Source organism: Streptomyces sp. NPDC007907, assembly GCF_042959365.1.
GTDB lineage: Bacteria > Actinomycetota > Actinomycetes > Streptomycetales > Streptomycetaceae > Streptomyces > Streptomyces indiaensis.
On record NZ_JBIBKR010000002.1, the window covers coordinates 628,211 to 653,180 of the forward strand.

A 24,970-nucleotide genomic window follows, 5' to 3' on the forward strand; every position below is an offset into this window, starting at 1 on the left:
AGGGGCGGGCGCCGGTCAGCCGGACGTCGACGGCTCCGGGGCGATCAGGCCCTCGCGATAGGCGATCGCCACGGCCTCGCCGCGGCTCGTCGCGCCCAGCTTGGCGAGGATGTTGGAGACATGGACGCTCGCGGTCTTGCCGCTGATGAACAGCTCCTCCCCGACCTGACGGTTGCTGCGGCCGAGGGCGAGGAGCCGCAGCACGTCCTGCTCGCGTGCGGTGAGGACGGCGGCCCGGTCCCCGCCGCCCGGCCTGTCCGACAGCCGGCCGCGCCGGATCAGGTCGTCCACCTGTTCGCGCAGCGGGGTGGCGCCGAGCCGGACCGCGGTCTTCCGCACCGCCCGCGCCTCGGACGCGGCCTCCTCCCGGCGCCCGGCCGCCACCAGGGCCTCGGCGTAGCGCAGCCGGCACCGCGCCCGCTCGTAGACGTCGCCGTACCCGAACGCCGTCACCACCTTCGCCCAGGCGGCCACCGCGTCCGGCCCGGACGCCGCCCTGAGCCACTCGGCCTCGGCCCGGGCCAGCCACGCCTGCCCCTCGGGCCCCTGCGGCGTGCCGTCGTCGCGGACGGCCATGGTCCGCGCCAGTTCCACCAGTTCGGCCGCGGTGTCCGTCCAGCGGCGGGCACCGGCCTCGTCGCCGGCCGACCGCAGCCCGGCGGCCGCGTCGGCCACCGCCGACAACGCCAGCGCGGCGAGCCGCACCGCGACGTCGGGGCGGGTGCCCGCCTCGTCGGTGAGGGCCGTGACCGTCGACCGCGCCCAGCGCACCGCGTCCTCGGGGTCCCCGCGCAGCGCCGCCGCGTCGGTCAGCACGATGCCCGCGACCAGCGTGGCCATCCAGTCGAACGGCCCCTCCAGCAGGGCCCGCGCCCGGTCGGCGGCCGTGAAGTCGCCCCGTGCGAGCGTCACGTACAGCGCGGGACCCATCGTGTACCCGCCGGCGGCCGGCAGCACGTCGGCGTCGGCCGCCGCCGCGCGCACGCACTCGTCCCAGCGGCCCAGCACGTTCAGCACCAGCAGCCGCAGATACCGCATCTCCAGCGGGTACGGCGACGACAGCAGCCCGGCGCGCCGGGCCCGGTCCAGGCCCTCCGTCAGCCAGGGCACGCACTCCGACAGCGCCCCGGACTCGTAACAGCCCATGGCCAGGTTGAACAGGGCCCGCAGCTCCACGGGCGCGTTGCCCGAACTGCGCGCCAGGTCCCGGGCCTTGATCAGCCGCCGACGGCCCTCCGCGCCGCGCCGCCCCTCGCCGTCGAAGACGGCCAGCGAGATCAGCAGGTCCGCCTGGGCGTCGGTCACCCGCAGCCGCTCCGCCACGGCCAGGGCCCGCCGGGCGACCCGCAGCGCGGTCTCGTTCTCCCCGATGTGCCGTGCGGCCAGGACATGCGTGGCGGCCGCCCACACCCACGTACGGGACGCGGGCTCCTCCGGGATCATCGCCAGGGCCTCGCTGCTGTAGGCGAACGCCGCCGTGAGGTTGTCCACGCTCAGCAGGTTCCCGGCGAGGGTGTAGCGGACCCGCGCGGCCAGTTCGGACTCGGCGTCCTGACCCAGGCCGGCCAGCGCGGACCGGGTGAGGGAGACCGCGCGGTGCAGCTCCCCGGCGTGCGCGGCCGCGGCGGACGCCCGCAGCGTCAGCGTTACCCGGTCGGCACCCGCGCCCGAGGGCCGGGCCTCGGGACCGACCGCCGGCCACAGGTCCAGGGCCGCTTCGAGGTGCCGCTGCTCCTCGGCCGGGGCACCGACCCGCTGGGCGTGATCGGCGGCCTCCAGGGACGCGGCCAGCGCCTCGGCGAGGTCATGGCTCTCCCGGTAGTGGTGGGCCCGCTCCGCCGCGCTCTCGGCAGGGTTCCCGCGCCCGGCGAGCAGCCGCGCGAACGCGCCGTGCAGCCTGGCCCGCTCCCCGGGCAGCAGATCGGCGTAGACGGCCTCGCGGGCCAGGGCGTGCCGGAAGGAGTACGTGTCGTCGCCCCCGGCCACGAGCAGTTGCCGCCCGACCGCCTCGCGCAGCGCCGACTCCAGTTCCGCCTCCGGCAGCCCGGCCGCCTCCCGCAACAGGTCGTGCTCCACCCGGCGTCCGGCGACGGAGGCGGTCCGCAGCACCTGCTGCGCGGTCTCGGAGAGCTGCTCGAAGCGGATCAGCAGCACATCGGCGAGCCCACTGGGCATCCCGCCCGACTCGGTGTCGGTGGCGGCGAGCAACTCCTCCGCGTAGAAGGCGTTCCCCTCGGCCCGCTCCACGATCCGGCGGACGGTGGCGTCCGGCAGCGGCCGGGGCTGCAGAGCCCGCACCAGCCGGTCCACGTCGGGATCGGCCAGCGGCCGCAGTTCCAGCCGCTCGACCAGGGGCAGCCGTACCAGCTCCGCCAGCAGCGGCCGCAGCGGGTGCCGGCGGTGCAGATCGTCGGCCCGGTACGAGGCGAACACGGCCAGCCGGTGCCGGAGCACCCCCCGCCCCAACAGGAACCGCAGCAGGTCCCGCGACGACTGATCCGCCCAGTGCAGGTCCTCCAGCACCAGCAGCAGCGGCGCGACCTCCGCGGCGTCGGCCAGCAGCCCCGCCATCCCCTCGAACAGGCGCAGCCGCCCGTCCACGTCCCGCACGGAATCGGTCCCGGACCCCAGCAGCCGCTCGACCACGGGATGGCCGGCGAGCGGACCGGAGAACCGCTCATCGGCGGCCAGCACCCCGAGGACCTCGGTGAACGGCAGGTACGGCAGCCCGACGTCGCCGAGGTCCACACAGTGCCCGGTGACCACGGTCATGCCCGCAGCGGCGGCCTGCCTCGCGGCCTCGTCGAGCACCCGGGTCTTGCCCACCCCGGCGTCCCCGGCGATCAGCACGGCCCGGGCCTCACCGCCTCGCGCGCGCTCCAGTACCCCGGAGAGGCGCGTGAGTTCGGCGTCCCGCCCGACGACGGGGGTGGCCGATGAAGCCTGCTGCACGGAACCAACTTTCTTCTCAGGGGCGGCGGGACGTCGACAGGGTGGGGCTGCGCCGCGTGGGCGCGCTCAGCCGCACACGGCCCGCGGCCGCCGCCGGACAGCAGAACCCGCGCGCTCAGGCGCGCAGGACCTTCGCCCAGTCGACGGGCACCCGCCCCGCCGGCCCCGGCGTGGGCTGATCCACCGGGTGGCTCGTCGGCGCGGTCAGCTCCGGCCCGCCCTCGTACAACTCGTTCGTCTCATAATTCCAGTACCAGTCCTCACCCGGCTCGAAGCTCTGCACGAACGGGTGGCCGGTCTCCCGGAAGTGTCCCGTCGCGTGCTTCGCCGGTGAGCTGTCGCAGCACCCCACGTGCCCGCACTGCGCGCACCGCCGCAGGTGGAACCACCAGCCTCCGGCCGCCTCGCACTCGGCACACCCGCTGCCGCTCGGCGGCACACTCGTGTCTATCCCCATCTCGCCCGTCATGCGGACTCCTCCTCGGCGGCTGTCAGCGGAAGCAGTACCTGGAAACGTGTGTCACCCGGCTCCGACTCCACCCTGATGGTCCCGTGGTGCTTGTTGACCACGATCCGCCAGGAGATGTCGAGTCCCAGCCCGGTCCCCTGACCGACCGGCTTGGTGGTGAAGAAGGGATCGAAGATCCGCTCCCGGTCCTGTGCCGGGATGCCGATACCCGTGTCCCCGAACTCCACCAGCAGCCGGTCGTGTTCCGCCGCCGTCCGCACGGTCAGCGTCCCTTCCCCGCCCGCGCTGTTCATCGCCGCGACCGCGTTGTCGATGAGGTTCGTCCACACCTGGTTGAGCTCAGCGGGATACGCGGGGATCCGCGGCAGCGTGCGGTCGTAGTCCTTGACGACCTTGATCTGCTTGCCGATCTTGCCGGACAGCATCAGCAGGGTGGAGTCGAGCAGTTCGTGCACGTCGGCGTTCTGGAAGGGCGCCCGGTCGAGCTGGGAGTACTGCTTCGCCGCGTCCACGAGGTGCGAGATGCGGGTGGTCGAGTCGTTGATCTCGTCCATCAGCAGCTCGGTCTCGACGGTGTAGTTGAGCCACCCGATCGCGCTCGGCAGGATGTCCTCGTCCACCGCCGCCGCCACCTGTTCCAGCCAGTCCACGTCGAGTCCGGCCTGGACGAAGGTGGGCGCGATCCGCCAGCCCTCCGGGATGCCCTGGTCGTCCAGCCAGTCGGTCACCTCGTCCTCACGGTCGGAGGCCTCCAGCGGACTCAGCGCCGGCGCCTTGGCGACCCGCTCGGCCGTGCGCTCCTGGAGGTCGATGAGGTTCGCCATGACCTCGGGCGAGTACGAACCCTGCGCGATGATCGCCAGCTTGTGGCGCATTTTGCCGACCCGCTCCCGCAGGGTCGCCGTCGCCCGCACGGCCGCCGCGGCCGGGTTGTTCAGCTCGTGCGTCAGACCGGCGGACAACGAGCCGAGTGCCAGGAGCCGTTCACGCTGTCCGATGGCCCGCTGAGTGCTCTTCGAACCGAAGAACAGCCCCTCCAGCAGGTGCACCGCCATCGGGAACCACTCCTGCATGATCTCCGCGAAGGTGTCGGCGGGCAGCACGAAGAACCGCGTCGGCTCCGTGACGCGCATGGAGTTGTTGTAGACCTGCCGCACCCGCTCGCCGAGATACGCCTGCATCGAGCCGGCGTACACCCCGCGCTGCGAGGTGCGGGTCACCTCCACGTCGTCCCCGCCGACCCGGCGGTACAGCACCACGGTGCCGTCGAGCATCACGTAGAAGCACGTCGCGGGCTCGCCCTCGGTGTACACCGGTCCGGGCTCGAACCGCTCCACCCGCCCCTCGGCGCACAACCGGCCGAGCTGCTCGGGCGTGAGCTTCTCGAACAGGAACAGCGCCCCGATCTCCTGCGGGTCGCAGGGCGCCGCCTGCCCGCTCATGACTGCTCCAGGTACCGGTGGACGAGCATCACGGCCATGGCTCCCTCTCCGACGGCGGACGCGACCCGCTTCGCGGACTCCGAGCGGGCGTCGCCCGCCACGAACACGCCGGGCACGTTGGTCTCCAGGTGGTACGGCGGCCGGTCCAGCTCCCAGCCCTCCGGCGGGCGGCCGTCGGGGGTCAGGTCCGGCCCGGCGAGGATGAACCCGCGCTCGTCCCGCAGCACCGTCCCGTCCAGCCAGTCGGTCAGCGGGGCCGCGCCGATGAACACGAACACCCACTGCGCGTCGACCTGTTCGGTGTGCCCGCTGTCCACGTCGCGCAGGGTCAGCCGCTCCAGCCGGCCGTCGCCGTGCGCGGACTCGACGACCGTACGGGCCCGGACCTGGATGTTGGGCGACTCCTCGATCTGCTGGATCAGGTAGTGCGACATCGACGCCGTCAGTGACGCGCCGCGCACCAGCAGCGTCACCGACTTGGCGCCCCGGGACAGGTACATCGCCGCCTGCCCGGCGGAGTTGGCGCCGCCGACGATGTACACGTCCTGGTCCCGGCAGGAGGGCGCCTCCGTGAGGGCCGACCCGTAGTACACCCCGCAGCCGGTCAGTTCGTCGCAGCCGGGCGCCGCCAGCTGCCGGTAGGACACCCCGGTCGCCAGGATCACGCTGTGCGCGGCGACCGCCGAGCCGTCCGAGAACCGGACGACCCGCGCGGCGCCGTTGACCTCCAGGGCCGTCACCTCGCGCGCGGTGAGGATCTCCGCGCCGAACTTCGCCGCCTGCCGCCGCGCCCGGTCGGTGAGCTGCGCGCCCGACACGCCGTCGGGGAATCCCAGGTAGTTCTCGATGCGTGAGCTCTGCCCCGCCTGCCCGCCGGTCGCCGAGCGCTCCACCAGCACCGTCCGCAGCCCTTCGGAGGCGCCGTAGACGGCCGCGCCGAGCCCGGCCGGGCCGCCGCCGATGACGACCAGGTCGTAGAAGTCGGCCGTGGGGGTCGTCGCCAGCCCGACCCGGGCGGCGAGGTCGACGTGCTCCGGCTCGACCAGGGGCGTGCCGTCCGGCGTGATGACCACCGGCAGCCGCATCCCGTCCTCGCCGGCCGCGGCCAGCAGCCGCCGCCCTTCCGGTTCGTCGGAGGAGTACCAGCGGTAGGGCACCTGGTTGCGGGCCAGGAACTCCCGCACGTCCGAGGAATGCGACGACCAGCGGTGCCCCACGACCTTCGTGCTGGGCACGGGCCGGAAGTCGCTGGACCGCCACGCCTGGAGCAGATCGTCGAGGACCGGGTAGAGCTTCTCCTCGGGCGGATCCCACGGCTTCAGGAGATAGTGGTCGAGGTCGACGACGTTGATCGCGTCGATCGCGGCGTTCGTGTCCGCGTACGCGGTCAGCAGCACCCGGCGCGCGCCGGGGTAGACGTCCAGGGCCTGTTCGAGGAATTCGATGCCGTTCATCTGCGGCATCCGGTAGTCGGCCAGGATCACCGCCACGAGATCACCGCGCAGCTTCAGCTCCCGCAGCGCGTCCAGTGCGGACGCGCCGGACTCCGCCCGCACGATCCGGTACGACGCGCCGTACCGCCGCCTCAGGTCCCGGGCCACGGCGCGGGAGACACCCGGGTCGTCGTCCACGGTCAGGATGACGGTCCGCGCCGAATCGGCGGTCTGTGCCATACGTCCCCCACGCCGGGCGGTCGACTCACGGCACGGCGTCCCCGGGGCACCGCGCCGACCTCCGCCCATCGTATGTTCGATCGCCGCGCGGCGCTCCGACACGGAGATCCGCTCCCACGTGCGCGAGCACCGGCGGCGGTGGTGAAGACTGGGCGGCACAGTGACGTTCCACAGGGAGGCAGCCGGATGACACGCCCGATCACCGCAGGGGTCGACGGATCGCAGGAGAGCCTCGCGGCCCTCGCCTGGGCGGCGCGGGAGGCGGTGCGGCGCGACCGGCCGCTGCGCGTGGTGCACGCCTGGCGGGTGCAGACACCGGAGTTGATCGAGAGCGCGGTCGCCACGGACGCGGACAGCCAGGCGCAGTGGGTGCACAGCGCGGTGACCGAGGCCGTCGGGACCGTCACCGAACGGCACCCGGACCTCGAGGTGACCACGGACGTCATCGAGGGGCCCGTCGCCGACACCCTGGTCGCCGCCGCGGCCGACGCCGAGATGCTGGTGCTCGGCTCGCGCGGGCACGGCCGCATCGTCGGGTTCCTGGTCGGCTCGGTCGGCCAGCAGGTGCTCGCCGAGGCCACCCGGCCCGTGGTGCTCGTGCGGGCCGGGGACCAGGCCTCGTCCGAGGCCGCCGGGCGGGAGATCGTCGTGGGCCAGCAGGGCGACCCGGAGGACAGCGCCGACGCGCTGCGCTTCGCCTTCGAGACGGCCGCCGCGCGCGGGGCGACCGTGCGGGTCGTCCGGGCCTGGAGCCTGCCGCCCGTCTTCGCCTACAGCCCGGGCTCGCTGAAGCTCCTCGACGAGGCCGGGGGACTGGAGCCGTACGAGCAGAAAGCGCTGGCCGCCGCGGTCCGGCCGCTGCGGGAACGGTTTCCCGACGTGCCGGTCGAGGAGCACGTCGAGATGGGCAGCGCCAGCCAGGTGCTGCTGTCGGTGGCCGGGACGGCCCAGCTGATGGTCGTCGGCCGCCGGACCCACCGTACGGCCGTCGGGGCGCGCATCGGCTCGGTGGCCCACGGGATGCTGCACCACGCCGACTGCCCGGTGGCGGTGGTGCCGCACGCCTGAGGGCGCCGGCCCCTCACTCCGCCGTCGGATGCAGCGTCTTGCGGGCCGCGGGCAGGATGGTGCGGATGTAGTCCTCGACCACGGCGTCGAGACCGATGTCGTGCTGGGCCTGCTCGGACATGTACCAGCGGTGCTCCAGGAGCTGGTGGTAGATCTCCGCCGGGTCCATCGCACCGCGCAGTTCGACGGGCACGGCCCGCACGGTCGGCCGGAACACCTCCCGCACCCAGCGGTGGGCGAGAACCTCGGGGCGGGCGCCATGGGGGTCCCCCCTGTTCGAGCGAAGCCGAGAACTTGGGGGAGGACCGCCGGGGGCGTAGTCGTCCTGGGTCGCCATCCAGCTCTCCAGGTCGTTCAGCAGCCGCCGGGCCTGGTTCTCCTCCGCGTCCAGCCCGGTCAGACGCAGCAATTGGCGCTGGTGGTGGCCCGCGTCGACGACCTTGGGCACGAAGCTGACCGTGTCGCCGTTCGAGGCGTGCTCGATCTGCATCTCGGCGACGTCGAACCCGAGGTCGTTCAGGCGGCGGATGCGGCGTTCTATGTAGTGGTACTTGCCCGCCGGATAGACGGAGGCCCGGGTCAGCTCGTCCCACAGGCCGCGGTAGCGGGCGCAGATCTCCCTGCCGAACTCGATCGGGTCCACGGACGGGTGCAGCGCCCCCGACGCCTCCAGGTCCAGCAGCTCCCCGCTGATGTTCACCCGGGCGAGGTCGAGGTCGTACTCGCGCTGTCCCGTGCTGAGCTGCTGATGCAGGTCACCGGTCTCGGCGTCCACCAGGTAGGCGGCGTAGGCGCCCGCGTCGCGCCGGAAGAGGGTGTTGGACAGGGAGCAGTCGCCCCAGGCGAACCCGGCCAGGTGCAGCCGCACCAGGAGCACGGCGAGCGCGTCCATGAGCCGGTGCATGGTGGCCGGGCGCATGGTCGTCTCGAACATCGAGCGGTACGGCATCGAGCCGCCCAGGTGCCGGGTGACCAGGACGCTCTCCAGCGGGGCGCCGTTCGCGTCGGTGCGGCCGGTGACCACGGCCAGCGGATCCACCGACGGGATGGCGAGCCGGTCCAGGTCGCGCAGCATGTCGTACTCGCGCAGCGCCGGCCGCTCGGCCAGTTCCTTGACGGCGATCACCTCGTCGCCCGCGCGGGAGTAGCGCACCACGTGCCGGGAGATGCCGCGCGGCAGCGGCACCAGGTACTCCTCGGGCCACTTCTCCAGGGGGACGTCCCACGGCAGTTCCAGCAGGAGCGCGGGGTGCTCCGGATTGGTCGCGCTGATCTGCAGTGCCATGGGCCGGGTGTCCTCGTCTCGCCGCCGATCGTCACCTCAGATTAGAGGGCCCGCTCGCGGGCCCGGAGAGCGGCGTCCCGCACCGGTCCCCGGTGGACCGGCCCGTGCCCGGGGAGCAGCAGGTCGCCCTCCAGCTCCGCCAGCACGTCCAGGGAGGCCAGGGCGCGCGGGCGCTCGTGGTGGAACATGTCCGGCAGCAGCTGCGGTCCCACGACGCGTGAAGTGGGGTGAGCGCTGACCAGGGCGTCGCCGGAGACCAGCACACCGGTGCCCGGCAGGTGGTAGGCGCAGTGCCCGTCGGTGTGGCCGGGCGTGTGCACGGGCACGGGCCGCCCGGGCAGGTCCAGGGCGCCGGCCCGCGGGTACGGTTCGGGGGCCGTGACCGGGTTGTGCGCCGTGCCGCCGGAGCGCAGCGCGCGCACCGCCCACGGCAGCACCCCCGGTCGCCAGCCGTTGGCGAGCACCGTGCCGAGGGACACCTGGTGCAGGAAATCGCGCCGGGCGTGCGGCACTTCGGCCTCGTGCAGGTACACGGGTGTGCCGTAGGTGGTGCGCAGGTACTCGGCGGAGCCCAGGTGGTCGTTGTGCGCGTGGGTGATCAGCACGGCGGCGACGGCCTCCGGGGAGCCGCCCACCTGTGCGAGCGAGGCGAGGACCTGCTCCCGGTCGCCCGGGTAACCGGTGTCGATCAGGGTGACGGCGTCGCCGTCGGTGAGAATCACCCAGTTGGTGTGGGAACCGTGCACCAGGTAGGTGCCGTCCGCGACGTGGTGTACGTCTGCCCGCATGCTCGCCCGCCTTGTATGGACCCGGCCCGACGGGAGTAGCAAAGCAGAACCCCCGGCGGTGCGGAATTGCCGGGGCCTTTTCAACGCCCCGATGGGGTGTGGGCGTTCGGCACGCTCAGTGCACGCCGTGCGGACGGAACTGGATGCTGATGCGCGGGCCCGTGGCACGCGTGCTCTTGGGCACGGAGTGCTCCCAGGTGCGCTGGCAGGAGCCGCCCATCACGACGAGGTCTCCGTGGCCCAGCGGACGGCGCACCGTGTCACGGCCGCCCCGCATCGGGCGCAGCAGCAGATCGCGGGGCGCGCCCACCGACAGGATCGCGACCATGGTGTCCTCGCGGGCTCCGCGTCCGATGCGGTCGCCGTGCCAGGCCACGCTGTCCCGGCCGTCGCGGTAGTAGCAGAGCCCGGCCGTGGTGAACGGCTCGCCCAGTTCCTCGCCGTAGTGGGCGCTGAGCGCGTCCCGCGCCTGAACCAGCACGGGGTGCGGGAGCGGATCGTCCACGCCGTAGTACGCGAGCAGGCGGGGGACGTCGACGACGTTGTCGTACATCTTGCGCCGCTCGGCCCGCCAGGGGACCTCGGACGCCAGCCGTTCGAACAGCTCGTCCGAGCCGCTGAGCCACCCGGGCAGCGTGTCGAGCCAGGCACCGAAGCCGAGGTCGGTACGGCCGATCCCGTCCAGCGGGGCGAGGCGCAGCTCGTCGGCCTGGTCGAAGAGGGAGCCCTGGAGGTGCATACCGGCCAGCGTACCTCTTAATCGAAAACATGTTCCATGTCTGGGCGGGGTTCCGGGTGGGCTTTCGATACATCGATGTATCCAATACAGTCACGTATCGAAAGCTCGAAGGGAGGCCGGGCATGGCGGTCGAAGGAAGCACCGGTCGCATGACCAGGCGCCGGGTACACACCCGCGCCAACCTCCTCGAAGCGGCCTTCTCCGTGTTCGCGGCCAAGGGCTTCGGACATGTCTCGATCGAGGAGGTCTGCGAAGCCGCCGGCTACAGCAGGGGCGCCTTCTACTCCAACTTCTCCAGCCTCGACGAGCTGTTCTTCGCCCTCTACCGCGAGCGCGCCGACCTGATCGCCGAGCAGGTCTCCGGAGCCCTCGCCCTCGACGGGCCCGACCTCGACGTGCCCGCCGCCGTGGACGGCGTCACCGACGTCCTGCTCCTGGACCGCGACTGGCTCCTGGTGAAGACGGACTTCCTCGTGCACGCCGCCCGCGTCCCGGAGGTGGCGCGCAGCCTACTGGAACACCGTGCGCGGCTGCGGCGGGCCATCGCCGACCGGCTCGCCCGGGCCCGCGGGCACACCGCGCTGCCCGCCGTCCTGGGAGACGCCGACGGTGCCGCCCGCGCCGTGGTCGCCGCGTACGACGGCGTCACCACGCAACTGCTGCTGGACCGGGACCTGGACCACGCCCGCGCCTGGCTGAAGCAACTGCTCACTGCCCTGCTGACCGACGGCAGCGGGACCCTCGATCACACGAAGAACTGACGAAGGGAACGGTCGCCATGGATGCCGATGTCATCGTCGTCGGAGCGGGCCTCGCCGGACTGGTCGCGGCGCACGAACTGACCAGCCGGGGCCGGCGGGTCGCACTCGTCGACCAGGAGAACGCGGGCAACCTCGGCGGCCAGGCCTTCTGGTCCTTCGGCGGACTGTTCCTCGTCGGTTCACCGGAGCAGCGGCGCCTGGGCATCAAGGACTCCTTCGACCTCGCCTGGAGCGACTGGCGGGGCAGCGCGGGCTTCGACCGGCTGGAGGACGAGGACTCCTGGGCCGTGCGCTGGGCGCGTGCCTACGTCGAGTTCGCCGCGGGGGAGAAGCGGTCCTGGCTCGACGGACACGGCATCACCTTCCTGCCCACCGTCGGCTGGGCCGAGCGCGGCGACCTCACGGCACACGGGCACGGCAACACCGTGCCCCGCTTCCACGTCGCCTGGGGCACCGGCACCGGCGTCGTCGAACCGTTCGTGCGCTATGCCGAGCAGGCCTCCCGCGACGGCCTGCTCACCTTCCACCACCGCCACCGCGTCGACGCCCTCGTCGTCGAGGGCGGCGCCGCCCGGGGCGTGCGCGGGACGGTCCTGGCCGAGGACCCCGCACCCCGGGGCGTCGCATCCAGCCGCGAGGCGATCGGCGCGTTCGAACTCACCGCCCAGGCCGTCATCGTCACCAGCGGCGGCATCGGCGCCAACCACGACATCGTCCGCCGTCACTGGCCCGAGCGCCTCGGCACCCCGCCCCGCGAGATGGTCACCGGCGTCCCCGCCTACGTCGACGGGCGGATGCTGGACATCAGCGCCGAGGCGGGCGTCCGGCTGGTCAACCGCGACCGCATGTGGCACTACACCGAGGGCCTGCGGAACTGGGACCCGATCTGGCCCGGCCACGGCATCCGCATCCTGCCCGGACCGTCCTCGATGTGGTTCGACGCCCTCGGCCGCCGCCTGCCCGGCCCGTACCTGCCCGGCTACGACACCCTGGGCACCCTGAAGCACCTGCGCACCACCGAGGACATCGCCGGGTACGACCACTCCTGGTTCATCCTCACGCAGAAGATCATCGAGAAGGAGTTCGCCCTGTCGGGCTCCGAGCAGAACCCCGACATCACCGCCAAGGACCGCGCCGGATTCCTCAAGGAGCGCATCCTCGGCAAGGGCGCCCCGGGACCGGTCGACGCTTTCCTGCGCAAGGGCGCCGACTTCGTGACCGCGTCCGGCATCGAACAGCTCGTCGCCAAGATGAACGAACTCACGGACAAGCCGCTGCTCGACGCGGAAGGGATCAAGCGCCAGATCGAGGCCCGCGACCTGCAGATCACCAACCCCTACGCCAAGGACGCCCAAGTGCAGGGCATCCGCAACGCCCGCCGCTACATCGGCGACCGCCTGGGCCGGGTCGCCACCCCGCACCGTATCCTCGACCCGGCCGCCGGACCGCTGATCGGCGTCAAGCTGCACGTCCTCACCCGCAAGACGCTCGGCGGCATCCAGACCGACCTCGACTCCCGCGCCCTCGGGACCGATGGCAAGCCGGTCGACGGGCTGTACGCGGCCGGCGAGGTCGCCGGGTTCGGCGGCGGCGGCGTCCACGGCTACAACGCCCTGGAGGGCACCTTCCTCGGCGGGTGCCTCTTCTCGGGCCGGGCGGCGGGCCGGGCGGCGGCGCGGCAGACCGCCTGACGCACGCGTCTCCTCAGCCTTCGAGGAGGCGCGCCAGCACGGTGGCGTGGCTCTGCTCGGGCGTCTTCGACGCGGTCAGCAGGGTCACGTCGCCCCGACGGACCAGCTCACGCACCCCGTCGAGCGCCTCGGACGCCTCCTCGGAGGCGAGCTCCGCCTCGTACCGCTCGGCGAACTCCTCGTACGAGCCCTCGCCCGCGTGGTACCAGCGCCGCAGCTCCGTCGTCGGGGTGAGGGCCTTCGGCCACTCGTCCACCCGTGCCGCGTCCTTCGCCAGTCCGCGCGGCCACAGCCGGTCGACCAGGACCCGTGCCCCGTCATCGGGCTCGACGGGATCGTAGACACGACGTACGCGCACGCTCATGGCCGGCTCCTCCTCGCGGCGGCAGGGGTGTGCCGCGAGCCTAACCCCGGTCGGCCGCCCGGTGCCCGGGAGGCCGGTTCCGCTCGTGCCGGGTGGGTACTCCGTCCGCCTGACCAGGAAGAGGAAGGGGGCCATGGCATGAGTGCAGAGGGCGATCTGCGGGTCGTGCGGACACTCGACGAACTCGCCGAGCTCGTGGAGCGGCACCAAGGCCTGTACGTCCGCTGGTCGCGCGGCCCGGAGACCGACCTCCGCGAGGTGTCCAGCACCGACGACCTGACAGGTGTGTCCCTGCCGGGGCTGTCCGCCAGCCCGCTCGGCGTCGAGGACTGGTGGGAAGACCGGCCGGTTCGGGTGTGGGTGGCCCGCCGGCTGTACGACTACGCGCACCTGCCGCACGACAAGGGTCCGGGCGTGCGCCCCTGGGTGCTCGCCGGTACGGAGGCGGCCCGCGGACCCGACAACGAACCGCTGGTGACCGACGTCCGCCCGCTGTGCTGGATCCACCAGCGGGTGATCGACGAGGCACAGGCGGAGGTGGCCCGGCAGGCGAACCCCTGGGGACCGCTGCGGCGCAGCTGAGACCCCAGGGGTGATGGCCGGATGTCAGCCGGAGCGGCGGCGGGCGGCGGCGCGGCGCTTCAGCGCACGCCGCTCGTTCTCGCTCGTCCCGCCCCACACACCGATGGACTGACCCGTGTCCAGGGCCCATTGCAGACACTGCTCCTGTACGGGGCAGCGCCGTCGGCACACCGCCTTGGCCTGCTCCGTCTGCAGCAGAGCCGGGCCGGAAGTCCCGATCGGGAAGAAGAGTTCGGGGTCCTCGTGCCGACAGGCAGCGTGGTCTCGCCAGTTGTCCATCGAAGTCACCTGCATCGCAGTAGAAACGTGCTCTCTCGGATGCTTACTCCCTTTCGGGTGACCTGTCGATGCCCGGTGAAACAGGGTGATCCAGGACAGTCGTTCACTGCTCCCGCATGCCCCAGGGGGAGCCGTAGTCCGTCAGCAGGTCCAGGAACGGCCGGGCGGGGAAGGCCTCGGGCCCGAGCACGCCCGCACCGGACCAGGCGCCCGTCGCGATGAGCTCGAGCGCGACGACCGGGTTGATCGCCGTCTGCCACACCACGGCCTGGGAGCCGTACTCGGCCATGGACCACTGGTTGTCGACCACGTGGTAGAGGTACACCTCGCGCGGCCGGCCGTCCTTCACGCCCCGCACCCAGGTGCCCGCACAGGTCTTGCCGTGCATCCGCTCGCCCAGCGTCGCCGGATCGGGCAGACACGCGGCGACCACGTCCCGGGGCGACACCTTCACCGGGCCGTCCGGCCCCGGCACGGTCACCGGGTCGGTGCGGTCCAGGCCCAGCAGGTGCAGTGTCCGCAGCGTCTCGACGAACTCCCGGCCCAGGCCGTACTTGAAGGTAACCCGGCGGGCGTCGACCCAGCGCGGCACGAGCAGCACCTCCTCGTGCTCCACGTTCACGCACTCGACCGGGCCGATCCCGTCGGGGAAGTCGAACACCTCGGGCTCGCTGAACGGCTCGGTGGTGAACCAGCCCTTCCCGCTCTCGTAGACGACCGGCGGGTTGAGGCACTCCTCGATGGTGGTCCAGATGCTGAACGAGGGCGCGAAGTCATAGCCGTCGACGGCCAGGTTCGCGCCGTCCCGGATGCCGATCTCCTCGATCTCGTCGAAGAGTTCGTCGGCGGCGTAGCGCGCGAACACGTCCGAGAGACCCGGCTCCACGCCCATGCCGACGACCGCCAGCAGCCCCGCCTTCTCCCAGTCCGCGGCCTGGGCGAACTGCTCGTCACCGAGCTTGACCCCGCACTCCTCGTAGGGCCGCTCGGCATGCGGACGGGACAGCGACATCGCCATGTCGAGATAGGCGGCGCCCGCGGACCGGGCGGCGCGGAACAGCGGCATCACGAAGCGCGGATCGGTGGCATTGAGCAGGACGTCGCAGCGATGCAACTGGAGCAGGCGGGCCACGGCCGCCTCGTCGCCCGCGTCCACCTGCTCGGCGGTGAACCGTGCGTCGCCGCCCACCGCCGCGACCGCGGCCTCGGCCCGGTCCGGGTCGTAGTCGGTCACCACCATCGCCTCGAAGAACGGCCGCCGGGCCGCGATCCGGGTGATCGCCCCACCGACACCACCAGCACCCACGAGCAGTACACGCATGACCAAAGCTCCCTATATGCGAAGAACGTGACGCGCCCTTGCAGTGATGAAACGCCGCCCGGTGCCTTAAGGTCAATGGCGTTGGCATAAGGAGGGAGCCCGCCGTGCCCAAGCCCGTGGTGCCCGAGGAGAAACGACGTCGGCGCAGGCCCACCAAGAGCGGCACCGTGCTGTCCGAGGAGCTGATCGTCGAGACCGCGCTGCGCCTGCTGCGCGAACACGGCAGCGCCGGACTGACCGCCCGCCGGCTGGGTCTCGCCCTGGACGCCGACCCGAGCACGCTGTACCGGTACTTCCGCGGCATGGACGACCTGACCCTCGCCATCGGCGACGCCCTCATCGGCCAGGCCCTCCGGGGGTGGCGGCGCACGGGGGAGTGGCGGGCGGACCTCAGGGCCTTCGGGCTGCGCATCCACGCCGCGTACCTCGCCCATCCGCAGGCCGCGCTGCTGACCACGAACCGGGTTACGGGCCGGGCGCACGAACTGGCCGCCGACGAGGCCGTGCTGGACGTCCTGCGCACGGCCGGCTTCCCGCTGCCCGACACCGTGCGCGTCTACCACGCCTTCATCGACCAGACCCTGGCCTTCGCGGCGCTGGACGCCGCCTCGCTGGCCCTGCCCAGCGACTCGCTGCACGCCGACGAGGACATGTGGCGATCGACGTACGCCCACCTGCCCGCCACCACCCACCCCCGCATCGCCGAGGCGGCGCCCCTGCTCGCCACCCGGATGATCACCAGCGCCTATCCGACGGCCCTGGAGATGCTGCTGGACAGCGCGGCGGCCCGGCTTCGGGCCCTGCACGACTGAGACCGGACAGGGCGGCGGCCCGGCTTCAGGCCGTGCGCGACTGAGACGGCGGCCCGGCTTGCGGGCCCTGCGCGACTGACACGTCAGGCCCGCAGCGCCTCCGCCGCGGTCGCCGTCACCGTCCGCGCCACCTGCGCGAGCGCCGGCGAGTCGAGCCGCCATTGCTGCCAGTACAGCGGCACGTCGACCGGGCGGCCCGGGTCGATGCCGACGAGCCGTCCGTCGCGCAGCAGCGGATCCGCCTGGGGCTCCGGTACCAGTCCCCACCCGAGACCGGCGGCGACGGCCTCGGCGAAGCCCTCCGACGTCGGCACGTAGTGCCGCAGCGCGCTCGCGCCGACGCGCCCACGGGTGAGCCCGCGCACGAAACCGTCCTGGAAGTCGTCGCGCCGGTCGAAGACCACCACGGGTGCCTGCGCGAGCCCCTCCGCCAGGGGCCCGCCGAGGTGGCGCTCGGCGAAGTCCGGCGCGGCCACGGGGAGATAGCGCATGCGCCCGAGCGACCGTACGGAGCAGCCCGGCACGGGGTCCGGCGACGAGGTCACCGCGGCCATCACGGCGCCCTCCCGCAGCAGGGCCGCCGTGTGGTCCTCGTCCTCGCGGCGCAGCTCGAAGCAGAGCCGCAGCTCCTCCGGAACGCGGGTGAGCACCGGCAGGAACCAGGTGGCCAGCGAGTCCGCGTTCACTGCCACCGACACCCGGGTCGGCTCCCCGGCACCGCTCAGCCCGAGCTCCGCGTAGGCGTCGTGCTCCAGCCGGGCCACCTGGCGGGCCAGCCGCACCAGCACCTCGCCCGACTCCGTCGGCCGCACCGGCTTGGTCCGCAGCAGCAGCACCCGCCCCGTGCGCTGCTCCAGCGCCTTCACGCGCTGGCTGATCGCCGACGGCGTCACGTGCAGCGCGGTGGCCGCCGCGTCGAACGTCCCCTCGTCCACGACGGCGAGCAGGGTCCGTACCTGGTCCAGCGGGAGATCGTTCATCATCACGTGAGCTAATGATAGGTAAGAATCATTAGCTGGACCCCGACAGTGGCCGTCCGTAGCGTCGGGCCCATGACCAGCACCTTCACCGCCGGCGCCGCCGGTTTCGGCACCGGACTGTCCCTCATCGTCGCCATCGGCGCCCAGAACGCCTTCGTCCTGCGCCAGGGGATCCGCCGCAAGGCCGTCCTCGCCGTCGTCGGGATCTGCGCCCTGTCCGACGCCGCGCTGATCGCGCTCGGCGTCGGCGGTGTCGGCGCGGTGGTGGTGAAGTGGCCGGGCGCCCTGACGCTGGTCGGCTGGATCGGCGGCGCGTTCCTGCTGTGCTACGGGGCCCTGGCCGCCCGGCGGGTGTTCCGCAAGGACGGCGGCGCGCTGCGCACCGAGGGGGAGGCGGCCGGATCGGTGCGCCGGGCCGTGCTCACCTGCCTGGCCATGACCTGGCTCAACCCGCACGTCTACCTCGACACCGTGTTCCTGCTGGGCTCCGTCGCCGCCGACCACGGTGAGCTGCGCTGGACCTTCGGCCTCGGCGCCGTACTGGCCTCCCTGTGCTGGTTCACCGCCCTCGGGTTCGGCGCCCGCCTGCTCGGCCGCTTCCTCGCCAGGCCCACCGCATGGCGGGTTCTGGACGGCATGGTCGCCGCCACCATGATCGTGCTCGGCGCCGTGCTCATCGTGGGCAGCTGACCCCTCGGCCGCGAGCCGCCGCCGGGCTGGTGCGATAGTGATCCACGCCCGGAAAGATGTAACGAGCATCCAGGAAGCGGCGCGTGGACACGAGCGAGAGCACGAACGAAGAGCGGGAGAGCGAACCCGAGGCACCCCGGCGGCGCGGCTGGCGACGCTGGGCCATGGACACCCGCCCCCTGCGCCGCCCCGCCTACCGTCGGCTGTGGGGCTCGACCGTCGTCACGGCCGTCGGCAGCCAGCTGACCGCCGTCGCCGTCCCCAAGCAGATCTACGACATCACCGGCTCCTCGGCCTGGGTGGGCGCGGCGAGCCTGGCCGGCCTGGTGCCCCTGATCGTGTTCGCGCTGTGGGGCGGGGCGATCGCCGACACCATGGACCGGCGCAAGCTGCTGCTGATCACCAACAGCGGCATCGCCGTCACCTCGCTGCTGTTCTGGCTCCAGGCCTTCGTGGGCCTTGGGTCGGTGGCCACGCTGATGCTGCTGCTCGCCGTGCAGCAGGCCTTCTGGGGCCTCAACGCACCGGCCCGCACCGCCTCCATAGCCCGGCTGGTCCCCGAGGACGAACTGCCCGCCGCGGGCGCCCTCGGCTCGACCGTGATGCAGACCGGCCAGGTGGCGGGCCCCCTGCTCGCCGGCGCCCTCATCCCGGTCATCGGGCTGCCCGAGCTGTACCTCGTCGACGCCCTGGCCCTGTGCGTGACGGTGTGGGCGGTGTACCGGCTGCCCGCGCTGCCGCCCCTGGGCGGCACGGCGGTGCAACGCGCGGGGGTGAAGGAGATCGCCGCCGGTTTCCGCTACATCTCCGGGCACACGGTGCTGCTGCTGTCGTTCCTCGCCGACATCGTCGCCATGGTCCTCGGCATGCCCCGCGCCCTGTTCCCGCAACTCGCCTCCCAGACTTACGCCCCGTACGGCGAAGGGCTCGCGCTGGGCCTGCTGTTCGCGGCGATCCCCATCGGGGCCGTGCTGGGCGGACTGTTCTCGGGCACCTTCTCCCGGGCCCGGCGGCACGGCCTGATGGTCATCGGGGCCGTGGTCGTCTGGGGCGTGGCCGTCACGGGGTTCGGGCTGAGCGACAGCCTCTGGGTCGCGGTGGCCTTCCTCGCCCTCGCCGGCGTGGCCGACATGGTCTCGATGGTCTTCCGCGGGGCGATCCTGCTGTCCGCGGCGACCGACGAGATGCGCGGACGCATGCAGGGCGTCTTCACGGTCGTCGTGGCGGGCGGGCCCCGCCTGGCGGACGTGCTGCACGGCACCGCCGGATCCGCCTTCGGCCCCCGCACCGCCGTCGCGGGCGGCGGACTGCTGGTCGTCGCGGTGATGCTGGCACTGGCCGCCGCCGTACCGGCACTGCGGCGCTACCGCGTCTGAGGACCCACCGATCTCACCGCGCCCCGCGTCATCGAGCCGGAGGGCCCACCGGGTTCACAGGACCCCGCGCCGGTGCAGCGTGTACTGCTCCATCAGCTTGCCGCGGGTCATCTCCAGCCGGTGCGCGAGCACCTCGGCGACGTTGCGCACCAGCATCACGCCGAGCTTCGGGTCCTCCTCGCACAGCCGCAGCACGGCCGCCGCGTCGAACTCGTAGGCCCGCACCGGGCTGAACGCCACCGCGCCGAAGTCCCAGGTGTAGGGCGGGAACAGCCACGACCAGCCGAGCAGGTCGCCCGCGCCGAGGCTGGCCACGGTCACCCGCTGCAGGGAGTTCACCTGCTGGTCGAGAGAGACGGCGCCGGAGCGGATGACCCAGAAGCGGTCGGCCCTGCCGTCCGCCTCGAAGATGCGGGCGTCCTCGGGGAAGGACACCTCCCGGGCGAGCGTCATCAGGCGCTGCCGCTGGGGAGGAGGCAGGGCGGTCAGGAGTTTGATCGCTTTGGTCATGACGCGGAGCTCCTCGCCGGGCGGTCGACTGCGGTGCTGTCCCTAAGCCCATTTCAGCCGCTGCCGGGGCCCGGAGCACCTCGGCGTGCGTGACTTCTTCCGACAGGCCGCCCGGGCATGAAAAAGCCCTGGCTGGACGGGGGAGACCAGCCAGGGCCGTCACACGGTGATGCACGGAGGACCAGGAGTGCGACTCCGTCACCACGTATGAATGAACCGTAAACCATTTCGGGGACGGGTACGCACTCGAAGACCGGGTTGCGTGACCCGTTTCACTCCAGGCTCACTGCGCGAGCACCCGCACCGTCTCCAGCTCCGGGTCCTCGGGATCGGGCAGATGCATGCCCGCATCCAGCCCCGTCCGAAGGTAGGCCAGCACCGGCTCGGTCAGGCGCTCACCGGGCAGGACGGCGGGGATGCCGGGGGGGTACGGCGTGATCATCTCGGCGGCGACCCGCCCGGCGGCCTCCGCGACCGGTACGGCCTCGGCCGGGCCGAAGAACGCGTCCCGGGGCAGCACCGCCTGCTCCATCCGCAGCTCCGCCGGCGACGGAACCTCCACCCGCGGCGCCCGGGGCAGGTCCGGCGCCGCCCGCGCGAGGTCGCGCAGCGCCTCCAGCAGCGGCCCCGTGGTCTCCCGGTCGTCGCCGTGGGTGATCTGCGCGCCGATACGCCGGTGGTCGACCAGGTGTGCATCGATCTGCCGGTTCTCGCGCAGCCAGTCCGCCGCCTGGAAACCCGTGATCCCGAGTCCGGTCAGGTCGATCACCCCGGGCAGCGGGTCGAGGTCGTCGGCCAGGCCCGGACCGCAGAAGTCGTCCCGGTCGTTGACGTGCAGGCCGTCGATCTCCTCGATGGCCGCCCGGACCTCGGCCGCGAGCTCCAGCGCACCGCCCATCAGCTCCTCGCCGCGCAGCGCCATCTGCCGCCGCCAGCCGTCCAGCCCCGCGTAGATCAGCACCGACGGGCTGGTGGTGCCGAGCAGGTCCGCACGCATCCCCAGCAACTCCGGCGGCACCAGATCGCCCTGCAGATGGAAGACCGAACCCTGCTCCAGTCCGCTGCCCATCTTGTGGATGCTGGTCACGCAGATGTCCGCACCCGCGTCCATCGCCCAGGACGGCAGACCGGGGTGGAACGGCAGGTGCGCGCCCCACGCCTCGTCGACGATCAGCGGCCGTGAGCGCCGGTGGCACACGTCGGCGATCGCCCTCAGGTCCGCGCAGCCGCCGTACGGCGTGGGACTGGTGACCAGCGCGCCCCGCGCGTCCGGATGCGCGTCGAAGGCCCGGTCGAACTCCTCGGCGGACGGCGGATGGGCGAGGTTCCGCTCGGCGTCCCACCGGGGCTCGACCCAGACCGGCTCGATACCGGAGATGATCAGACCCGCCACCACCGACTTGTGCGCGTCCCGCCCGACCAGCAGCTTCTCGTGCGGCCCCGCGACGGACAGCATCGCGGCCTTCACCGACAGGGAACTGCCGCACGTGCTGAAGAACGTGTGCTCGGCGTGCACCGCGTCGGCCATCAGCTCCTGTGCCCGCTGCAGCACCCGGCCCCGGGTCAGCCGGTCGTCCAGACCGCCCGAGGCCAGCACGTCCCCGTGGAACACCGCGTCACCGAGGATCTCCCGGACCGCCGGATCCGCGCCGCGCGCCTGCTTGTGGCCGGGTGGCGTGAACGACAGACGCCCCTTGCGTCGGTACTCGTCCAGGGCTTCCAGAACAGGTGCTCGCGTGTGGTCGACTGTCATGCGCATCGGGTTCCCGGCGTGTGCCCGCGCAATCCGGACCCGCCCGTACCGGCACCGGCCGCCGCCCGGTCAGCTCTCCGGGGCGTGTTTGCCCGGGCTCACGATCTCGTCCAGCACCCGCAGCACGGCCTCGTAGGACATCCGCCGCACGGTCGCGTCCCGGGCCCCTTGCGGGTCGGTCGCGTCCAGCTCCTCGCTCCTGGCCCGCCACGTCCGCTCCTCCTGCACCGCGCACTCCCTCGCACGCTGGATGCGCCGCAACAGCTCGTCCGAATCCACCACATCCGTCATGCAGACCGCGTACCCGCCGAACGCGCGGAGATGGCACCGGCGTCCGCCGAACGCGCGGAGATGGCACCGGCGTCCGGCCGTTCGAGGTGTTTTCCGGTCCTTCGGTGGGGGTGGAGGTTTGCAGGTGCGGAGAGAGGTGAGCCGAACAAGGAGACCGCGGCGTTCACGAGGTGCGCGTCCCCGAGCGCCGTGAGTCCCTTGCGAGCAGTGGGTCCGAGGACCCCGGGCAGCCCCTGCGGGCCGTCACGGTACCCGGTCCGGACCCGGTTTTCCGTCCGTGCTGTCAGGGAGCTGCAGAATGTGCGAGGAGCACATGATCGAATTCATAGGCGAGCCGCTCGGCGCTCACCGGACCCGGCCGTGCAAGCCCGCCGAGGCGCGCCGGGCGGTGGAGCGCGCCGTGGCCGAACGCTGCCGGGCCACCCACACCCCGTGCGACACCAACGCCCTGTCCGACGCCCTGCTCGTCGCCTCGGAGCTGACGACCAACGCGATCCTGCACGGCGGCGGAGTCACCGACTTCCGGGTGGACGTCGACGACCCCGGCGTCCGCGTGTCGGTCAGCGACCGCAGTGACGCGCTGCCCGTGACCGTGCCCCGCACCGACCCGCACGGACGACTGCGGCACGGCGGACACGGCTGGCCCATCGTCTGCCGGCTCTCCCGCGACGTGCGGGTGTCGGACCTGCCCACCGGGGGGAAGTGCATCACCGCCGTCGTACCCCTGTCCTGAGCACCCGTGATGCGGCGTCGGACAGATTGCAGTGCAAAGCGGAGTTTGTTCCCCCGGGGGCAGGGCAGACGCAGATTCGTGCTTCGGACCGGAGGCGCCCCAGCGGGAGTGGTATGACCGCCCCGGAGGCCCTCCAGGCGATCCGGGCGGCGTCCTTCCCGCGGTCAGTCCCTGAAACCACCGTTCAGGAGCGAATCCGCATGCTCATCGAAACGCCCACCCATCGTCCCGGCACGCCCGAAACGACGGCCCCCGCTTCCCGGCGGCGTCACGACGACGCCCCCGACACCGCCGCCCTCTTCGCCCGAATGGCCGAACTGGAGGAGGGCCCCGAACGGGAGGCCGTCCGCGACGAACTGGTCACCCTGTGGCTGCCCATGGCCCACCGCATCGCCGGCCGCTTCCGCGACCGCGGAGAGTCGATCGAGGACCTCCGGCAGGTCGCCGCCCTGGGTCTGGTCAAGGCCATCGACCGGTTCGACCCGAGCCGGGGTGCCTTCGAGAGTTACGCCGTCCCGACCATCACCGGCGAGGTCAAGCGGCATTTCCGGGACCGCATGTGGGCCCTGCGGGTGCCCCGCCGTGTGCAGGAACTGCGCAACAAGGTGCGGGTGGCACGCCGCGAACTCACCCAGAACCCGGGCAGCCCCGAGCCCTCCGTGGCGGATCTCGCCCGCCACACCGGCCTCACCGAGGAAGAGGTCAACGCCGGGATCGAGGCCCTGGACAGCTTCAGCACCCTGTCGCTGGACGCCGAACTCTCGGCCGACGACGATGGCTACAGCCTCGCTGACACCCTCGGCGCGGCCGACTCCTCCTACGACGTCGTCGTGGACCGCGAGTCCGCCAAGGAAGGGCTGCGCCGCCTGCCGGAACGCGAACGGGCCATCCTCTACATGCGCTTCTTCGAGGACATGACCCAGAGCCGCATCGCCGATCATCTCGGCATCTCACAGATGCACGTCTCCCGCCTCATCAGCCGCAGCTGCGCCCGGGTGCGCGACGAGGTCCTGGGGCAGCGGACGGGCAACCGGGGCACCGGCGGCCCCTCCACGACGGCCTGACCACCCGACATCACGAGGAGCGAAACCCACCATGCTGAGGCCCCACCCCGCCATGCTGCGCCGGCTCGTCGACGAGTACGAAGCCCTGGCCGCCGCCGAGGCCACCGGCGGACCGGCGGAGCACAACCCCCGGGTACGCGACCTGGCGTACACGCTGTGCGTGTCCACCGGTACCCGGACCGTCGAGCGCGCCCTCGAGGCCGCTCACGAGTGGCTCGCGACCGCACCCGCACCGGTTCGCGAACCCGCCGCGCCGGCGGCGGGGCCGCGCATGGCGGTCTCCGAACCCGCCTGACCCCCCTGCGCCGCCGAGCGGCAGGAAGGACGAGGCCGAACGAGGGCCCGGCCGACGGCGTGCGCCGTCGGCCGGGCCCCTTCGTGCCACCGCACCGACACCCGAGGAGTTCCATGTCCACCAGGGGGCGGGAGGCGGCCGCCGACGACGGCGAGCTGGAGCGCCTGCGCGCCGAAGTGCGCGACCTGCGGGCCCGCGCCCGTGTGCGCCCGCTGATCTCGCAGGCGCAGGGCATCCTGCAGGAGCGGTACGTGTTGCCCGACGCCGAGAGCGCCTTCGCGCTGATGCAGCGGGCGTCCCAGCGGTACAACGTCAAGCTGCGCACGCTGGCAGGAATGCTGGTGACCGCGCCGCGCCCCGAGGCGGGGGACGCACTGTGGTTCCCGGGCCGGGTGCGCGGTCCGGAACCCGAACTGACCTTCACCCGGGCGCACCGGTCCGGGTCCGGCAGCCGCGGTGCCGTCCTGAAGGCCGTCCTCGGCTCCACCTTGACCGTGGTCGGCACCGACATGGGCAATGTGCAGCTGACCGACCGGGAGCGGGGCGGACTGAACATCGAGGAGCACACCGGCCTCACGGCCGACTTCGTCGACTTCTTCGCCCACGTCGGCGACGACGGCACGTCCTGCGCGCAGGCCGCCCGGGACGTCTCGCAGGTCACCGTGCGGGAGGTGGAGAGCGACCCGGTGTTCACCGAACCGGCCCGGCGGGCCATCCTCGCGGCGGGCAGCCGGGCGTGCCACAGCGTGCCCCTGACGACGGCGTCCGGGCTGTGCGTCGGCATGGTCTCGGCCCATCTGGACCGGCCCCTGAACGGACTGACGACAGCCCAGACCAAGGCCCTGGACACCGTGGGAGCCGAGGCGGGCCGCTGGCTCGCCTGGCACGACCGCACGGTCGTCCTGGACGCCCTGGAGCACCTGCACGCCCTCGGCAGCGCCGGCCGCGGCAGACGGCTGCGGCGGTCCTGAGCCCAGGACGGGTGCCCCGAACCGGAATCCCCTGGTCCGGGGGTTGCAGGGGTGTGTGGACGCCGCCCGGGGGCATCCGCA

General features: G+C 72.7%; 25 protein-coding genes. 11 read left to right on the forward strand and 14 right to left on the reverse strand.

Annotation, left to right across the window (positions count from 1 at the left end; translation table 11 throughout):
• Positions 1-15: 15 nt before the first annotated feature.
• The 4 genes from ACFZDI_RS08890 to ACFZDI_RS08905 all read right to left on the reverse strand — a co-directional run bounded on the left by ACFZDI_RS08890 (position 16) and on the right by ACFZDI_RS08905 (position 6,536).
• Entirely contained in the window at positions 16-2,952 is a 2,937-nt protein-coding gene (locus tag ACFZDI_RS08890; protein WP_391248832.1) for an AAA family ATPase, read from the reverse strand.
• Positions 2,953-3,067: 115 nt separating this feature from the next.
• A complete protein-coding gene (locus ACFZDI_RS08895) occupies positions 3,068-3,421 on the reverse strand; it encodes a UBP-type zinc finger domain-containing protein (protein WP_361119593.1) in 354 nt (117 codons plus the stop codon).
• Positions 3,418-4,863, reverse strand: coding sequence for an ATP-binding protein (locus ACFZDI_RS08900; protein WP_391248834.1), 1,446 nt, complete (start codon positions 4,861-4,863; stop codon positions 3,418-3,420). The genes ACFZDI_RS08895 and ACFZDI_RS08900 overlap by 4 nt, the downstream gene beginning before the upstream one ends.
• Positions 4,860-6,536 (reverse strand): FAD-dependent oxidoreductase, encoded by a 1,677-nt coding sequence (locus ACFZDI_RS08905; RefSeq protein ID WP_391248836.1) that lies wholly within the window; start codon positions 6,534-6,536, stop codon positions 4,860-4,862. The genes ACFZDI_RS08900 and ACFZDI_RS08905 overlap by 4 nt, the downstream gene beginning before the upstream one ends.
• 186 nt (positions 6,537-6,722) lie before the next feature.
• Here ACFZDI_RS08905 and ACFZDI_RS08910 point away from each other — a divergent pair, with 186 nt between their 5' ends.
• Positions 6,723-7,604 carry a universal stress protein gene (locus tag ACFZDI_RS08910; RefSeq protein WP_234848159.1) on the forward strand — a complete coding sequence of 294 codons (882 nt, stop codon included), beginning with the start codon at positions 6,723-6,725 and terminating at the stop codon, positions 7,602-7,604.
• Between the two features lie 13 nt (positions 7,605-7,617).
• Here the strand turns inward: ACFZDI_RS08910 and ACFZDI_RS08915 are convergent, their stop codons facing one another.
• The 3 genes from ACFZDI_RS08915 to ACFZDI_RS08925 form a co-directional block, all read right to left on the reverse strand.
• The gene (locus ACFZDI_RS08915; protein ID WP_391248839.1) at positions 7,618-8,889 is read right to left on the reverse strand and encodes a DUF4032 domain-containing protein; all 1,272 of its coding nucleotides are present in this window, start codon (positions 8,887-8,889) and stop codon (positions 7,618-7,620) included.
• Positions 8,890-8,930: 41 nt separating this feature from the next.
• Positions 8,931-9,677 (reverse strand): MBL fold metallo-hydrolase, encoded by a 747-nt coding sequence (locus tag ACFZDI_RS08920; protein ID WP_391248841.1) that lies wholly within the window; start codon positions 9,675-9,677, stop codon positions 8,931-8,933.
• 115 nt (positions 9,678-9,792) lie between these two features.
• On the reverse strand, positions 9,793-10,416 hold the full coding sequence (locus ACFZDI_RS08925) for an alpha-ketoglutarate-dependent dioxygenase AlkB (protein ID WP_234848162.1): 624 nt from the start codon (positions 10,414-10,416) through the stop codon (positions 9,793-9,795).
• Positions 10,417-10,538: 122 nt separating this feature from the next.
• Between ACFZDI_RS08925 and ACFZDI_RS08930 the strand changes: the two genes are divergently transcribed.
• Entirely contained in the window at positions 10,539-11,177 is a 639-nt protein-coding gene (locus ACFZDI_RS08930; protein ID WP_391248842.1) for a TetR family transcriptional regulator, read from the forward strand.
• 17 nt (positions 11,178-11,194) lie between these two features.
• Positions 11,195-12,868 carry an FAD-binding dehydrogenase gene (locus ACFZDI_RS08935; protein ID WP_234848164.1) on the forward strand — a complete coding sequence of 558 codons (1,674 nt, stop codon included), beginning with the start codon at positions 11,195-11,197 and terminating at the stop codon, positions 12,866-12,868.
• A gap of 13 nt (positions 12,869-12,881) precedes the next feature.
• On the opposite strand, the gene ACFZDI_RS08940 is transcribed toward ACFZDI_RS08935, so the two are convergent.
• Positions 12,882-13,232 carry a DUF488 domain-containing protein gene (locus tag ACFZDI_RS08940; RefSeq protein WP_234848165.1) on the reverse strand — a complete coding sequence of 117 codons (351 nt, stop codon included), beginning with the start codon at positions 13,230-13,232 and terminating at the stop codon, positions 12,882-12,884.
• A 138-nt stretch (positions 13,233-13,370) separates the two neighbouring features.
• Between ACFZDI_RS08940 and ACFZDI_RS08945 the strand changes: the two genes are divergently transcribed.
• The gene (locus ACFZDI_RS08945; protein WP_234848166.1) at positions 13,371-13,814 is read left to right on the forward strand and encodes a DUF6098 family protein; all 444 of its coding nucleotides are present in this window, start codon (positions 13,371-13,373) and stop codon (positions 13,812-13,814) included.
• 24 nt (positions 13,815-13,838) lie between these two features.
• On the opposite strand, the gene ACFZDI_RS08950 is transcribed toward ACFZDI_RS08945, so the two are convergent.
• Both ACFZDI_RS08950 and ACFZDI_RS08955 read right to left on the reverse strand, forming a co-directional pair.
• Positions 13,839-14,093, reverse strand: coding sequence for a WhiB family transcriptional regulator (locus ACFZDI_RS08950; RefSeq protein WP_102909756.1), 255 nt, complete (start codon positions 14,091-14,093; stop codon positions 13,839-13,841).
• Positions 14,094-14,196: 103 nt separating this feature from the next.
• Complete coding sequence (locus ACFZDI_RS08955; RefSeq protein WP_391248845.1) at positions 14,197-15,414, reverse strand: saccharopine dehydrogenase C-terminal domain-containing protein; 1,218 nt, start codon at positions 15,412-15,414, stop codon at positions 14,197-14,199.
• A 104-nt stretch (positions 15,415-15,518) separates the two neighbouring features.
• Here ACFZDI_RS08955 and ACFZDI_RS08960 point away from each other — a divergent pair, with 104 nt between their 5' ends.
• The gene (locus ACFZDI_RS08960) at positions 15,519-16,226 is read left to right on the forward strand and encodes a TetR/AcrR family transcriptional regulator (protein ID WP_361119571.1); all 708 of its coding nucleotides are present in this window, start codon (positions 15,519-15,521) and stop codon (positions 16,224-16,226) included.
• Between the two features lie 83 nt (positions 16,227-16,309).
• On the opposite strand, the gene ACFZDI_RS08965 is transcribed toward ACFZDI_RS08960, so the two are convergent.
• Positions 16,310-17,209: an ArgP/LysG family DNA-binding transcriptional regulator gene (locus ACFZDI_RS08965; protein ID WP_391248847.1), complete on the reverse strand. Its 900-nt coding sequence runs from the start codon at positions 17,207-17,209 to the stop codon at positions 16,310-16,312.
• A gap of 69 nt (positions 17,210-17,278) precedes the next feature.
• On the opposite strand from ACFZDI_RS08965, the gene ACFZDI_RS08970 reads away from it, so the two are divergent.
• Positions 17,279-17,896: a LysE family transporter gene (locus tag ACFZDI_RS08970; RefSeq protein ID WP_391248849.1), complete on the forward strand. Its 618-nt coding sequence runs from the start codon at positions 17,279-17,281 to the stop codon at positions 17,894-17,896.
• A gap of 83 nt (positions 17,897-17,979) precedes the next feature.
• Positions 17,980-19,272: an MFS transporter gene (locus ACFZDI_RS08975; protein ID WP_391248852.1), complete on the forward strand. Its 1,293-nt coding sequence runs from the start codon at positions 17,980-17,982 to the stop codon at positions 19,270-19,272.
• A 54-nt stretch (positions 19,273-19,326) separates the two neighbouring features.
• Here the strand turns inward: ACFZDI_RS08975 and ACFZDI_RS08980 are convergent, their stop codons facing one another.
• The 3 genes from ACFZDI_RS08980 to ACFZDI_RS08990 all read right to left on the reverse strand — a co-directional run bounded on the left by ACFZDI_RS08980 (position 19,327) and on the right by ACFZDI_RS08990 (position 21,826).
• Positions 19,327-19,782, reverse strand: a complete 456-nt coding sequence (locus ACFZDI_RS08980) for a cyclic nucleotide-binding domain-containing protein (RefSeq protein ID WP_234848171.1) — start codon at positions 19,780-19,782, stop codon at positions 19,327-19,329.
• Positions 19,783-20,065: 283 nt separating this feature from the next.
• Positions 20,066-21,535 carry an aminotransferase class I/II-fold pyridoxal phosphate-dependent enzyme gene (locus ACFZDI_RS08985; RefSeq protein WP_391248855.1) on the reverse strand — a complete coding sequence of 490 codons (1,470 nt, stop codon included), beginning with the start codon at positions 21,533-21,535 and terminating at the stop codon, positions 20,066-20,068.
• 69 nt (positions 21,536-21,604) lie between these two features.
• Positions 21,605-21,826 carry a hypothetical protein gene (locus ACFZDI_RS08990; RefSeq protein WP_234848173.1) on the reverse strand — a complete coding sequence of 74 codons (222 nt, stop codon included), beginning with the start codon at positions 21,824-21,826 and terminating at the stop codon, positions 21,605-21,607.
• Positions 21,827-22,124: 298 nt separating this feature from the next.
• On the opposite strand from ACFZDI_RS08990, the gene ACFZDI_RS08995 reads away from it, so the two are divergent.
• From ACFZDI_RS08995 to ACFZDI_RS09010, 4 genes are all read left to right on the forward strand, one after another.
• Complete coding sequence (locus ACFZDI_RS08995; RefSeq protein WP_372486646.1) at positions 22,125-22,559, forward strand: ATP-binding protein; 435 nt, start codon at positions 22,125-22,127, stop codon at positions 22,557-22,559.
• A gap of 200 nt (positions 22,560-22,759) precedes the next feature.
• Positions 22,760-23,623 (forward strand): SigB/SigF/SigG family RNA polymerase sigma factor, encoded by an 864-nt coding sequence (locus ACFZDI_RS09000; RefSeq protein WP_234848175.1) that lies wholly within the window; start codon positions 22,760-22,762, stop codon positions 23,621-23,623.
• Positions 23,624-23,654: 31 nt separating this feature from the next.
• Complete coding sequence (locus ACFZDI_RS09005) at positions 23,655-23,918, forward strand: DUF5133 domain-containing protein (RefSeq protein ID WP_234848176.1); 264 nt, start codon at positions 23,655-23,657, stop codon at positions 23,916-23,918.
• A gap of 113 nt (positions 23,919-24,031) precedes the next feature.
• Positions 24,032-24,889, forward strand: a complete 858-nt coding sequence (locus ACFZDI_RS09010) for an ANTAR domain-containing protein (RefSeq protein WP_391248858.1) — start codon at positions 24,032-24,034, stop codon at positions 24,887-24,889.
• Positions 24,890-24,970 lie beyond the last annotated feature (81 nt).

Bases quoted from the DNA above. Each gene is read 5' to 3' on its own strand.
- ACFZDI_RS09005 (WP_234848176.1), top strand. From the start codon at position 23,655: ATGCTGAGGCCCCACCCCGCCATGCTGCGCCGGCTCGTCGACGAGTAC.
- ACFZDI_RS08935 (WP_234848164.1), top strand. From the start codon at position 11,195: ATGGATGCCGATGTCATCGTCGTCGGAGCGGGCCTCGCCGGACTGGTC.
- ACFZDI_RS08910 (WP_234848159.1), top strand. From the start codon at position 6,723: ATGACACGCCCGATCACCGCAGGGGTCGACGGATCGCAGGAGAGCCTC.
- ACFZDI_RS08930 (WP_391248842.1), top strand. From the start codon at position 10,539: ATGGCGGTCGAAGGAAGCACCGGTCGCATGACCAGGCGCCGGGTACAC.
- ACFZDI_RS08895 (WP_361119593.1), bottom strand. From the start codon at position 3,421: ATGACGGGCGAGATGGGGATAGACACGAGTGTGCCGCCGAGCGGCAGC.
- ACFZDI_RS08955 (WP_391248845.1), bottom strand. From the start codon at position 15,414: ATGCGTGTACTGCTCGTGGGTGCTGGTGGTGTCGGTGGGGCGATCACC.
- ACFZDI_RS08950 (WP_102909756.1), bottom strand. From the start codon at position 14,093: ATGGACAACTGGCGAGACCACGCTGCCTGTCGGCACGAGGACCCCGAA.
- ACFZDI_RS08940 (WP_234848165.1), bottom strand. From the start codon at position 13,232: ATGAGCGTGCGCGTACGTCGTGTCTACGATCCCGTCGAGCCCGATGAC.
- ACFZDI_RS08970 (WP_391248849.1), top strand. From the start codon at position 17,279: ATGACCAGCACCTTCACCGCCGGCGCCGCCGGTTTCGGCACCGGACTG.
- ACFZDI_RS08965 (WP_391248847.1), bottom strand. From the start codon at position 17,209: ATGATGAACGATCTCCCGCTGGACCAGGTACGGACCCTGCTCGCCGTC.
- ACFZDI_RS08985 (WP_391248855.1), bottom strand. From the start codon at position 21,535: ATGACAGTCGACCACACGCGAGCACCTGTTCTGGAAGCCCTGGACGAG.
- ACFZDI_RS08915 (WP_391248839.1), bottom strand. From the start codon at position 8,889: ATGGCACTGCAGATCAGCGCGACCAATCCGGAGCACCCCGCGCTCCTG.
- ACFZDI_RS08980 (WP_234848171.1), bottom strand. From the start codon at position 19,782: ATGACCAAAGCGATCAAACTCCTGACCGCCCTGCCTCCTCCCCAGCGG.
- ACFZDI_RS08945 (WP_234848166.1), top strand. From the start codon at position 13,371: ATGAGTGCAGAGGGCGATCTGCGGGTCGTGCGGACACTCGACGAACTC.
- ACFZDI_RS09010 (WP_391248858.1), top strand. From the start codon at position 24,032: ATGTCCACCAGGGGGCGGGAGGCGGCCGCCGACGACGGCGAGCTGGAG.
- ACFZDI_RS08920 (WP_391248841.1), bottom strand. From the start codon at position 9,677: ATGCGGGCAGACGTACACCACGTCGCGGACGGCACCTACCTGGTGCAC.
- ACFZDI_RS08905 (WP_391248836.1), bottom strand. From the start codon at position 6,536: ATGGCACAGACCGCCGATTCGGCGCGGACCGTCATCCTGACCGTGGAC.
- ACFZDI_RS08990 (WP_234848173.1), bottom strand. From the start codon at position 21,826: ATGACGGATGTGGTGGATTCGGACGAGCTGTTGCGGCGCATCCAGCGT.
- ACFZDI_RS08900 (WP_391248834.1), bottom strand. From the start codon at position 4,863: ATGAGCGGGCAGGCGGCGCCCTGCGACCCGCAGGAGATCGGGGCGCTG.
- ACFZDI_RS08995 (WP_372486646.1), top strand. From the start codon at position 22,125: ATGTGCGAGGAGCACATGATCGAATTCATAGGCGAGCCGCTCGGCGCT.
- ACFZDI_RS08925 (WP_234848162.1), bottom strand. From the start codon at position 10,416: ATGCACCTCCAGGGCTCCCTCTTCGACCAGGCCGACGAGCTGCGCCTC.
- ACFZDI_RS09000 (WP_234848175.1), top strand. From the start codon at position 22,760: ATGCTCATCGAAACGCCCACCCATCGTCCCGGCACGCCCGAAACGACG.